This is a genomic window from Amycolatopsis sp. NPDC006131 (genome assembly GCF_040614175.1).
Lineage (GTDB): Bacteria > Actinomycetota > Actinomycetes > Mycobacteriales > Pseudonocardiaceae > Amycolatopsis_E > Amycolatopsis_E tucumanensis.
Genome location: NZ_JBEXTX010000047.1, coordinates 1 through 11,014 on the forward strand (window position 1 = coordinate 1; position 11,014 = coordinate 11,014).

The 11,014-nt window shown below is 71.5% G+C and carries 7 protein-coding genes and 1 pseudogene; 3 read left to right on the top strand and 5 right to left on the bottom strand.

Annotated features, from left to right (window positions below):
* Together ABZ215_RS23260 and ABZ215_RS23265 are read right to left on the bottom strand one after the other, a co-directional pair.
* A pseudogene (locus ABZ215_RS23260) lies at window positions 1–487 on the bottom strand (hypothetical protein); the annotation flags it as partial.
* 127 nt (window positions 488–614) lie between these two features.
* The gene (locus ABZ215_RS23265; RefSeq protein ID WP_020421496.1) at window positions 615–1,985 is read right to left on the bottom strand and encodes a cystathionine beta-synthase; all 1,371 of its coding nucleotides are present in this window, start codon (window positions 1,983–1,985) and stop codon (window positions 615–617) included.
* A 162-nt stretch (window positions 1,986–2,147) separates the two neighbouring features.
* On the opposite strand from ABZ215_RS23265, the gene ABZ215_RS23270 reads away from it, so the two are divergent.
* A complete protein-coding gene (locus tag ABZ215_RS23270; RefSeq protein ID WP_020421497.1) occupies window positions 2,148–3,368 on the top strand; it encodes an acetyl-CoA C-acetyltransferase in 1,221 nt (406 codons plus the stop codon).
* A 58-nt stretch (window positions 3,369–3,426) separates the two neighbouring features.
* Here ABZ215_RS23270 and ABZ215_RS23275 read toward each other — a convergent pair whose 3' ends face one another.
* Both ABZ215_RS23275 and ABZ215_RS23280 read right to left on the bottom strand, forming a co-directional pair.
* Window positions 3,427–4,239: a hypothetical protein gene (locus ABZ215_RS23275; RefSeq protein ID WP_020421498.1), complete on the bottom strand. Its 813-nt coding sequence runs from the start codon at window positions 4,237–4,239 to the stop codon at window positions 3,427–3,429.
* A 217-nt stretch (window positions 4,240–4,456) separates the two neighbouring features.
* Window positions 4,457–5,293 carry a Bax inhibitor-1/YccA family protein gene (locus ABZ215_RS23280; RefSeq protein ID WP_027936367.1) on the bottom strand — a complete coding sequence of 279 codons (837 nt, stop codon included), beginning with the start codon at window positions 5,291–5,293 and terminating at the stop codon, window positions 4,457–4,459.
* A 191-nt stretch (window positions 5,294–5,484) separates the two neighbouring features.
* On the opposite strand from ABZ215_RS23280, the gene ABZ215_RS23285 reads away from it, so the two are divergent.
* Together ABZ215_RS23285 and ABZ215_RS23290 are read left to right on the top strand one after the other, a co-directional pair.
* Window positions 5,485–7,479 (top strand): SDR family oxidoreductase, encoded by a 1,995-nt coding sequence (locus ABZ215_RS23285; RefSeq protein WP_354951511.1) that lies wholly within the window; start codon window positions 5,485–5,487, stop codon window positions 7,477–7,479.
* A gap of 59 nt (window positions 7,480–7,538) precedes the next feature.
* Window positions 7,539–9,188: a cell division protein DivIVA gene (locus tag ABZ215_RS23290; protein ID WP_354951513.1), complete on the top strand. Its 1,650-nt coding sequence runs from the start codon at window positions 7,539–7,541 to the stop codon at window positions 9,186–9,188.
* 214 nt (window positions 9,189–9,402) lie between these two features.
* Here the strand turns inward: ABZ215_RS23290 and ABZ215_RS23295 are convergent, their stop codons facing one another.
* Complete coding sequence (locus ABZ215_RS23295) at window positions 9,403–10,704, bottom strand: amidase family protein (protein ID WP_354951515.1); 1,302 nt, start codon at window positions 10,702–10,704, stop codon at window positions 9,403–9,405.
* Between the last annotated feature and the right edge of the window lie 310 nt (window positions 10,705–11,014).

Consider the following 11,014-nt stretch of genomic DNA (forward strand, 5'->3'; position numbering starts at 1 on the left):
CGAAGCACTGCGGCTGGCCGAAGCCACCCGACGGCGGGCCGTAGCCCTGCGGCGGCTGGCCGTACGGGCCCGGCTGCTGCTGCCCGAAACCGGGCTGCTGCTGCTGCCCGAAGCCCTGCTGCCCGAAGCCATGCTGGGGGTTCACTGCACTGGGGTTGTCCGCGGCGCTCGGCGGCGGCGAGTACGGGATGGCCGGCGGCTGGGAGCCCGGGGGCACCAGCTGCGTGGACTCCGCGCCCGGCTGGTCACCCGGGTTGACCTTCTGCGTGGCGTTCGGGTCCCCACCCGGCTGGACCACCTGGGTCGGCTCCGCGGTCTCGCCGAACGAGCCGCCCTCGGACGGCTGCTGCGACTGGCCGGGCTGCACGACCTGGGTCGGCTCCGACGAGCCGAACGGGTTGTCTTGCTGCTGCTGGGGACCGCTCGGCGGGCCCTGAGGCGGCTGACCGCCACCCCAAGGCTGGTTGGGCGGCTGCGGAGCGCTCATGTGGGTCTTGAACCCCCTCGAGAGGACTGACAGTGCGTATTCACGTTGATCCGGGTGGGCACACGCTATCGGATACCGGTCATAGACGCTCGTAACGCCCCGACGGTTCCGCGCGATGAAGTCTGGTTCACCGTCCGGCGAGGTACCCCAGCAGGTCGTGCCTGGTGAGCACGCCGGCCGGCTTGCCGTCGACCAGCACCAGCGCGCCGTCCGCGTTGGACAGGGCCTTCATCGCCGCGCCGACGCCCTCGCTGGCGCCGATGGTCGGCAGCGGCGGCGACATGTGCTTGTCCAGCCGGTCGGCGAGCTGGGCCTTCCCGGTGAACAGGGCCTCCAGCAGCTCCCGCTCGTTGACGGCGCCGACCACCTCGGCCGCCATCACCGGCGGCTCGGCGCTGACCACCGGCATCTGGCTGACGTCGAACTCGGACAGGATCGCGACGGCCTCGGCGACCGTCTCGTTCGGGTGGGTGTGGACCAGGTCGGGCAGCGATCCGGTCTTGGCGCGCAGGACGTCGCCGACCGTGGCGCCCGAGGAGTCCGGGGGCAGGAAGCCGTAGCCGGCCATCCACTGGTCGTTGAAGACCTTGCCCAGGTAGCCGCGGCCACCGTCGGGCAGGAGCACCACGATGACGTCGTCCGGGCCGAGCCGCTCGGCGAGCTTGAGCGCGGCCGCGACGGCCATCCCGCACGAGCCGCCAACCAGCAGGCCCTCCTCGAGCGCGAGGCGGCGGGTGACGGCGAAGGACTCGGCGTCGGAGATGGCGATGATCTCGTCGGCGATGCCGCGGTCGTAGGTGTCCGGCCAGAAGTCCTCGCCGACGCCTTCGACCAGGTAGGGGCGCCCGGTGCCGCCGGAGTAGACCGAGCCCTCCGGGTCGGCGCCGACGACCTTGACGCGGCCCTGGGAGGCTTCCTTCAGGTAGCGGCCGGTGCCGGAGATCGTGCCGCCGGTGCCCACACCCGCGACGAAGTGGGTGATCTTCCCGTCGGTCTGCTGCCAGATCTCGGGGCCGGTCGAGTGGTAGTGGCTCTCCGGGTTCTGCTGGTTGGCGTACTGGTTGGGCTTCCAGGCGCCCTCGATCTCCCGCACCAGCCGGTCGGAGACGGAGTAGTAGGAGTCCGGGTGCTCGGGCGGGACGGCGGTCGGGCACACGACGACGCGGGCGCCGTAGGCCTTCAGCACGTTGCGCTTGTCCTCGCTCACCTTGTCCGGGCAGACGAAGACGCACTGGTAGCCCTTGCGCTGGGCGACCATCGCCAGGCCGACGCCGGTGTTGCCGGAGGTCGGCTCCACGATGGTGCCGCCGGGCTTGAGCTCGCCGGAGGCCTCGGCGGCTTCGACCATGCGCAGCGCGATGCGGTCCTTCACGCTGCCGCCCGGGTTGAAGTACTCCACCTTCGCCAGCACGAGCGGCGCCAGGCCCTCGGTGAGGGAGTTCAGCTTGACCAGCGGGGTGTTGCCCACGAGGTCGACGATGTGCTCGACGTAGTCCACAGAAGTCAGGCTAGTCGCGCGGAGCGCGTCCGCTGAGGGCGGTGGTGGGAGACGGGCGGGCCCTAGACGTGGTACTGGTCGCGTAGGGGTTTGACCGCACGCTCCCAGGGTGCAGGATGTGGGTAAGCACGCGCTTAGTCCGACCCGAAGGAGTGTCAAGCCATGCCTGAAGCCGTCATCGTCTCCGCGGCGCGTTCGCCGATCGGCCGCGCCGGGAAGGGCTCGCTGGTGAGCATGCGGCCGGACGACCTGGCCGCGCAGATGGTCCGCGCCGCGCTGGACAAGGTGCCGCAGCTGGACCCGAAGGACATCGACGACCTCATGCTCGGCTGCGGCCTGCCCGGCGGCGAGTCGGGCTTCAACATGGGCCGCGCCGTCGCGGTCCAGCTCGGTTACGACCACCTGCCCGGGTGCACCATCACCCGCTACTGCTCCTCCAGCCTGCAGACCACCCGGATGGCCCTGCACGCGATCAAGGCGGGCGAGGGTGACGTGTTCATCTCCGCCGGCGTGGAGACGGTGTCGCGGTTCGCGAAGGGCAGCTCGGACTCCTGGCCCGACACGCACAACCCGCTGTTCGCCGACGCCGAGGCCCGCACCGCGAAGACCGCGGCCGAGGGCAGCGACACCTGGGTCGACCCGCGCGAGAACGGGCAGCTGCCCGACGTCTACATCGCGATGGGCCAGACCGCGGAGAACCTCGCGCGCCTGAAGAACGTCTCCCGCGAGGAGATGGACGAGTTCGGCGTGCGGTCGCAGAACTTGGCGGAGAAGGCCATCGCCGACGGGTTCTGGGCCAAGGACATCACGCCGGTGACCCTGCCCGACGGCACGGTCGTGTCGAAGGACGACGGCCCGCGCGCCGGTGTGACGATCGAGGGCGTGTCCGGCCTGAAGCCGGTGTTCCGCCCCGACGGCCGGGTCACCGCGGGCAACTGCTGCCCGCTCAACGACGGCGCCGCCGCGCTGGTGATCATGTCCGACACCAAGGCGAAGCAGCTCGGCATCACGCCGCTGGCGCGGGTCGTGTCGACCGGCGTGTCCGGCCTGTCGCCGGAGATCATGGGCTACGGCCCGGTCGAGGCGTCGCAGCGCGCGCTGGCCCGCGCCGGGATGTCCATCGGCGACATCGACCTGGTGGAGATCAACGAGGCGTTCGCCGCGCAGGTCATCCCGTCCTACAAGGACCTGGGCATCGACATCGAGCGGCTGAACGTCAACGGCGGCGCGATCGCCGTTGGCCACCCGTTCGGCATGACCGGCGCCCGTATCACCTCGACGCTGATCAACTCGCTGCAGCACCACGACAAGCAGTGGGGCCTGGAGACGATGTGCGTCGGCGGCGGCCAGGGCATGGCGATGGTCATCGAGCGGCTGAGCTGACCCCGCACGCGAAAAGGGGCCCGGCTGCGTGCCGGGCCCCTTCTTCGTTGTGCGTGGATCAGGCGCTGGCGCCGTTCTTCGCGACCGCGCACATGGTGGTGGCGGGCTCGGAGTAGGTGACCGCGCCGTCGATCTCCAGGCCCTCGCAGGCGGCCTCGTCGGCCTGGCCGGTGACGACCTTGAGGAACTCGATCTCGGCCGTCGGGTCGGTGCAGGGGACCCGCTTGTAGCCGTCGGTCGAGGACGTCACGTTGGCGAAGCAGTCGCCGTCGTGCGCGTTGATCATCAGGCAGAGCTTGTAGTCGCCGCGGCCGCTGACGCTGTACTCGTCGTAGTCGCCGGTCGGGCAGCTGTCGGACGCGTTGTCCAGCTTGACCGCGATCTTGACGTTCGCGTTCTGGTCGCCGCAGTCCTTCTTCGTCGGCTCGTCGCCGTTGGTCTTGAACTCGGTGATCTGCAGGCAGTCACCGACCGCGGCCGAGGCAGGGGACCCGACGAAGTTGATGATCGCGACGATGCCGACGCCGACCACCACGACGATCGGCAGGACGATCCGCAGCCAGGTGAGCTTGCTCTTCTTGGCGGGCTGGCCGGGCGGCGGGCCGAACGGCTGCCCCGGCGGGGGGCCGAACGCGCCGGGCTGACCGGGCTGTCCCGGCGGCGGGAAGGCGGGCGGGGCGCCCGCGGGCTGCCCGAACTGGCCGGGCTGACCCGGCTGTCCCGGCTGGCCGAACTGACCGGACTGGCCCGGCTGCCCGGGCTGGCCCGGCTGGCCGAACGCGCCGGGAGCGCCCTGGTTACCGGCGGGCGGCTGGTTGCCGAAGGGCGTCGGCTGCCCTCCAGGCGCAGCCGGCGGTGGGGGGACGCTCACGCGAACCTCACAAGTGTGAACTGGACAGGAGTCCTCGTATCCAACACTGCGTAGTCAAGGAGACGATCACCGGGCCACCGAAAGGGTGAGCACATAACAAAAGGACACCCGGTTCGTAACCGAGTGTCCTTCTGTTGGGGAAGCTGTCGAGCTGCTGTCATCCAGGTGGCGAAGTCACTTCAAACCCCGCTGTCAACTAGCCGCCACTGTGCGTTCGCTAGTCGTTCTGCAGGTACGACAGCAGGCGCAGGATCTCCAGGTAGAGCCAGACCAGGGTGGTCATCAGGCCGAACGCGGCGAACCACGCCCACTTGGCCGGCATGCCCGCCCGGATCATCTGGTCGGCCGCGTCGAAGTCGAGCAGCAGGCAGAACGCCGCGACGCCGATGACCACGAGGCTGAAGATGATGGCGAGCGCGCCACCGTCCCGCAGACCCATGTTCACGCCGAAGAGGCCGAGCACGAGGTTGGCCAGCATCAGGATCACGACACCCGCCAGGGCGCCCATCACCCACTTGGTCAGCTTCGGCGTCACCTTCACCGCGCCGGTCTTGTAGACGACCAGCATGCCGATGAACACACCCGCGGTGCCCAGGATCGCCTGCAGGGCGATGCCGGGGTAGAGCATCTCGAAAAGCCCGGTGATCGCACCGAGGAACACACCCTCGGCCGCCGAGTACAGCAGCGTCATCGGGCCGCTCGGCTTCTGCCGGAAGATCATGATCAGCGACAGCACCAGGCCGACGATCATGCCGCCGAGCATCAGCCCGAGCACCGGGCCGAGCGCGTTGGCGTCAGCCTGGCTCTGCGCCCAGATCGCGGCGAGGACACCGGTGATCAGGGCGACGCCGAGGCTCATCCCGGTCTTGATGACGACGTCGTCGACCGTCATGGGGCGTTCGGTCGCCGGCGCCTGCTGCGCGCCGTACCCCGACGGCATGCCGTAACCGGGCATGCCCTGGGGCTGGTTGAAGCCTACGTTCGGCCCGTAAGAGCCGTATCCCGCGCTGCCGGTGGGCAGGTTGCGGAACGCTGGGTTGCTTGTGGAACGCACCTGATCCTCCTGGATCTACTGGCACCTGCATCAGGTTCAACGTCGGCAGCGCCCTGCCGGTTCCCGTTCAAGTAAAGGCGACTTTACTCGCGTCCGGTGATCGTTCCGGGGACCCCGTGCACTATGACTGTGGTCACGACGGCCGCGGCGGCGGACAATGCAGCCGGGCGACGACGGCGGAGGGCAGGCACATGACCGGGTATCTGGTGACCGGGGCGACCGGGCTGATCGGGCGCCACTTCACCCCGCTGCTGCTGGCCAGGGCGGAGGTCGACCAGGTGTTCCTGCTGGTCCGCGAGAAGTCGCGGGAGCGGCTGACGGACCTGGTCAACGGCTGGCCGCACCCGGAGAAGGTGACGCTGGTCGACGGCGACATCGGCCGCGAGGACCTCGGCGTCGCGGAGGACGTGCGCGCCGGGCTGCGGGGCCGGGTCGACGGTCTGGTCCACCTGGCCGCGCTGTACGACCTGACCGCCGACGACGCGACGAGCGTCAAGGCCAACGTCGAGGGCACCCGCAACGTGCTGGAACTGGCCGCCGACATCCAGGCCGGCTGCCTGCACCACGTGTCGTCGGTGGCCGTGGCCGGCGACCACGAGGGCGTGTTCACCGAGGACATGTTCGACACCGGCCAGCGCCTGCCCACGCCGTACCACCGGACGAAGTTCGAGGCCGAGCGGCTGGTGCGGCAGCAGTCCGAGGTGCCGTGGCGGGTGTACCGGCCCGCGGTCGTGGTGGGCCACTCGCAGACCGGCGAGATGGACAAGATCGACGGCCCGTACTACCTCTTCCCCGCGATCAGCAGGCTCGCCGCGCTGCCGAACCTGCCGCTCGCCGGCCCGGACCTGGGCGACACGAACGTCGTCCCGGTCGACTACGTGGCCAGGGCGCTGCTGGAGCTGGTGGTCAAGCCGGGGCTGGACGGGCGGGCGTTCCACCTGGTCAGCCCGGAGCCGCAGTCGGTGATCTGCGTCTACAACGCCTTCGCCCGCGCGGCCGGGGCGCCGACGATCAACGTCGAGCTGGACCGGCGGCTGTCCCGGGGCCTGCTGAAACTGGCCCGGCTGAGCGAGCACGTGCCGGGTGTGACGATCACCCGTGACGCGTTCCTGGAGCGCCTCGGCATCCCGGCCGTGCTGCTGGACACGCTGTCGTTCCCGTCGGTCTTCTCCTCCGCCGCGACCCGCAAGGAGCTCGCGGCCAGCGGCGTTGACGTGCCCCGGATCGAGGACTACGCGCCCGCGCTGTGGCGGTACTGGCGCGAGCACCTCGACCCGTTCCGCGCCCGCAAGCACGGGCCGCGAGGCGAGCTGGACGGCCGCCGCGTCATCATCACCGGCGCGTCGTCGGGCATCGGACGGGCGACCGCGTTGAAGGTGGCGGCCGAGGGCGGGGTGCCGCTGCTGGTCGCGCGGCGGGAGCCGGAGCTGGCGGAGGTGCGCGACGAGATCGTCGCGGCGGGCGGCTACGCCTCGATCTACCCGGCCGACCTGACCGACGAGGAGGCCGTGCGCAAGATCGTCGACCAGATGCTGGCCGAGCACGGGCGCATCGACATGCTGGTCAACAACGCGGGCCGGTCGATCCGCCGGTCGATCAAGCTGTCCTACGACCGCTTCCACGACTACGAGCGCGCGATGGCGATCAACTACTTCGGCGCGGTGCGGCTGATCCTCGCGGTGCTGCCGCACATGGCCGAGCGGAAGTTCGGGCATGTGGTCAACGTGTCGTCGATCGGCGTGCAGGGCATCGCGCCGCGGTTCTCCGCGTACGTCGCGTCGAAGGCGGCGCTGGACTACTTCAGCAAGATCGCGGCGACCGAGACCCACGGTGACGGCATCACGTTCACCACCATCCACATGCCACTGGTCCGCACGCCGATGATCCGGCCGACGAAGATCTACGACGCGTTCCCGACGAAGTCGCCGGACCAGGCCGCGGACATGGTGGTGCGCGCGCTGAAGAACCGGCCCAAGCACATCGGCACCCCGGAGGGGTACCTGATCCAAGCGGCGTACACGCTGCTGCCGGGGCTGGTCGACGCCATCGCGTACGAGGGTTACCGCGTCTTCCCCGACTCGACGGCCGCGGGCGGCAGCGGTGAGCTGCGGATCGGGAAGGGCGAGCGGCACCTGTCCCGCGCGGCGAACGCCCTCGTCAAGCTGACCAGGGGTTTCCACTGGTGAGTGACACACCGGGCGTGGCCTGACCGTGTTAACACGCTGTGCGCGGGTACGGTTTTCGCATGGTCTCTGAGCGCGACAGCCTGCTCCCGTTGCGGCGTGAGTACAACCAGGTGTGGCACGGCTTCGACCGCGGCCAGGTGCTGCAGTACCTGGATCACGTCGAGGCGAACCTGCGCCGGGTGATGGCTGATCGCGACAACGCGATGGCCAAGGTGTCCAACCTGTCGCGCGAGCTGGAGGGCGCGCGCGGGGAGATCGCGCGGCTGCGCAACCGGGTCGAGGAGCTGAAGCGGCCGCCGGAGCGGGTCGAGGACCTCGACGAGCGCATGCAGCGCACCGTGGAGCTGGCGGAGATGCGCGCCGAGGAGATCACGTCGCGCGCGCAGGTCGCGGCGGAGGAGCACTGGAGCGCGACGACCGAGCTGTCCGGGAAGCTGCGTGAGCGGTACCAGAAGCTGCTGGCGGAGCTGGACACGCACGGGCAGGCGCTGCAGGCCGAGCACAAGCGGGCGCTGGAGGCGACGAAGGCGGAGGTCGAGCGCCTGACGTCGGAGGCGACGCGGCGGCGGACGCAGCTGGACATCGAGGCCGAGCGCAAGCGGCGCACCGTGCAGCACGACTTCGAGCAGTCGATGGCGTCGCAGCGGGCCGCGCTGGAGAAGCACATCGCCGACCAGCAGACGGCGAGCAAGCAGCAGGCCGAGCGGCGCATCGCAGAGGCGACCGCCGAGGCGAAGCGCCTGGTCGACGAGGCCAGCGCGAGGGCCCGCGCGATGGTCGAGGACGCGACCGCAAGGGCGGAAAAGCGCGAACGCGAGGCGCGGCAGCTGGTGGAGCGCCTGACGCGGATCAGCACGGAGGTCGCCGGGCGGCTCCGCAAGACCGACGAGGTGCTGGCCCGCAGCCAGTCGACGCTGGAGCCGCTGCGGGAGGAGTCCGTGGTGGACATGAGCCGCCCGGTGGATGATGCGGCCGACGGCATGAAGACGGTGCCGGCGGTGAAGCCGCCGACGGTGAAGCCGGCGGTGAACTCCGCGGCAGTGCAGACGGCGGTGGTGAAGCCGGTTGGCGGGCCGGGTGCTGGTGGGTCCAGTGCCGGTGGCCCGGGTGCCGGTGGCGCGAGTGCTGGTGGGCCCGGTGCTGGCGGGTCCAATGCTGGTGGGCCGGGTGCCGGTGGGCCGGGTGCCGGTGGCGCGAGTGCCGGTGGTGCGAGTGCCGGTGGGCCCGGTGCTGGTGGGTCCAGTGCCGGTGGGCCGGGTGCCGGTGGCGCGAGTGCCGGTGGATCCAGTGCCGGTGGGCCGGGTGCCGGTGGCGCAGCCGCGGGCGCGTCGACGCCGGGTGCCAGTGGCCCCGGTGCCGGTGGAGCGAGTGCCGGTGGGTCCAGTGCTGGTGGACCGAGCGCTGGTGGCGCAGCCGCGAGCGCGGCGAAGCCGGGTCCCGGCGGCGCAGCGGCCGGACGCCCGGCAGCGGGACCGGCCGCGGGCGGTCAGGGCGGCTCGGGCACCAACAGCCAGGGCGGCCCGGCCAGTGAAGCTCCGGCAGGCGGCAAGCCCAACCCGCCGAAGGCAGCACCGGCCGCGAAGCCCGGTGGCGGTGCCCGCCCGGTGACGGGCAAGCCGCCCGCGGCTCTCGCCGGCCCGGCCGCCATGGCGGAAGGGCAGCAGCCGCCGAAGCCGCTCGCCAAGCGGCCGCAGTCCACTAAGAAGTAGGCGACCCCAGCCCAGTACGAAGTAAAGCCGCCGGAGGCGGTCCCAGCCCCCGTGGGAAGCCGCCCCGCGCACCCCAGCCCACCGGAGGCGGCGCCGCACCTCGGCTGCCCGGGCAGCGCGGCGGCTGCACGGACCGCCAGTCCCGTCATCGGCTCGCGCCCACCACTCCAGTTGATCGACGGGCGCCGCCCAGCCCCGCCCGATCAACACCCGGCTAGGGCAACCGGGGCCAGGGGTTCAGCTCCTCCAGCTGCGCGGCCAGCGCCAGCAGCCTCGCCTCGCCGCCGGGGCTGGTCACCAGCTGCACCCCGATCGGCAGGCCCTTCGGCGTGCGGCCCGCCGGTACGGAGATCGCCGGGTAGCCGGCCAGGTTCCACAGGCCCGTGAAGCCCGCCAGGGCCACCGACGGCAGCGCGTTCGCCAGGCACGACCGCCCATGCCAGCCCGCCGCCTTCGGGGGCATCGTCGCGAGCGTCGGGGTGATCAGCACGTCCTGCCCGGCGAAGAACTCCGCCGCCCGCGCCGTCCAGCGGCGGGCCGTACCAGGTGTCACCAGCGGCCGCGCGGCGCGGCCGATCCGCACGTGCCGCTGCGTCCGCGGCTGCAGCGCGTCGAAGTCCACCTCGGACGCCTGCTCGGCCGGGCCGGCGAACCACCGCTCCAGGATCCCGGCCACCGGCTCCACCCCGTACCGCGGCCGCGCGCGAGACACGCGATGCCCGGAGGTCGCCAGCAGGTCCGCCACCCGCTCGACCGCCGCCGTCAGCGGGCGCGGCACCGGCGCGCGCGTCAGCGGCACCTCGGTCGACACCGCGATCCGCAGCCGACCCGGCTCGCGCACCTCGGCGAACTCCGGCCGGCCCGCCAGCACCGACAACAGCAACGCCGCGTCCGCCACCGTCGTCGCCAGGCTGCCGTGCGCGGACATCCCGAACCAGCCCTCCTCGGCCAGCACTTCCGCCCCCGGCTTGATCCCCACCAGCCCGCACATCGCCGCGGGCAGCCGGATCGAGCCGAGCCCGTCGGTGCCGTGCGCGACCGGCACCAGTCCCGCCGCCACCGCCGCCGCGCTGCCGCCCGACGAACCGCCCGCCGTGTACTCCGGCGCCCACGGGTTGCGCGTCACGGCCTCGGGCGAGTCGGTCATCGGCCAGATGCACAGCTCCGGCACGCGCGTGATCCCGACGACCACCGCGCCGGCCTCCCGCAGCCGCCGCACCACCAAATGGTCCGAACCAGCCGGCCGGGCCGTGGCGGTCCCGCGCGTCACGGTCTCGCCCGCGATCCCGGCGACGTCCTTGACCGCGACCGGCACCCCGGCCAGCGGCAGCTCCGCCAGGTCCGGGCGCGAGCGCAGCGCCCCGGCCTCCGCCACCGCCTCGTCCGCGCGCACCCGGCGGAACGCGCCCACCACCCGGTCCGCGGCCTCGATGCCCGCGATCACCCGTTCGGTCTCCCGCACCGGGTCCACCGTTCCGGCCCGCACCGCGTCGGCCAGCTCCTTCGCCGTCACCATGCGAAAACCCTATAGAACAATTCGCGGCCCAATTGCCGGTCGCGTAAGCGGCCGATCACGCAGCGATCCGGGTGATGTCGGATTCGTCACGGTTACCGGCGCACGAAACGTGATCGGCGCGTGCACCCACCGTGAGACGACCTGATCAGCGCCATCCTCCGAAAAGGACCCGCGACGGCCGAGGTGGCCAGGACCCCTTGCGCCACAGTTAGAATCGCGTTCGGAACCCCGGTACCTCATCGATAAAGGTGTGAGAGATCACAGAAGGAACAAGCGCGACAGCGCCCGCTACGACCATCCGGAGTAGCCG

Excerpts from the sequence above, each read along its gene's own strand:
- ABZ215_RS23270 (WP_020421497.1), top strand. The coding sequence starts at position 2,148 with ATGCCTGAAGCCGTCATCGTCTCCGCGGCGCGTTCGCCGATCGGCCGC.
- ABZ215_RS23285 (WP_354951511.1), top strand. The coding sequence starts at position 5,485 with ATGACCGGGTATCTGGTGACCGGGGCGACCGGGCTGATCGGGCGCCAC.
- ABZ215_RS23290 (WP_354951513.1), top strand. The coding sequence starts at position 7,539 with ATGGTCTCTGAGCGCGACAGCCTGCTCCCGTTGCGGCGTGAGTACAAC.
- ABZ215_RS23295 (WP_354951515.1), bottom strand. The coding sequence starts at position 10,704 with ATGGTGACGGCGAAGGAGCTGGCCGACGCGGTGCGGGCCGGAACGGTG.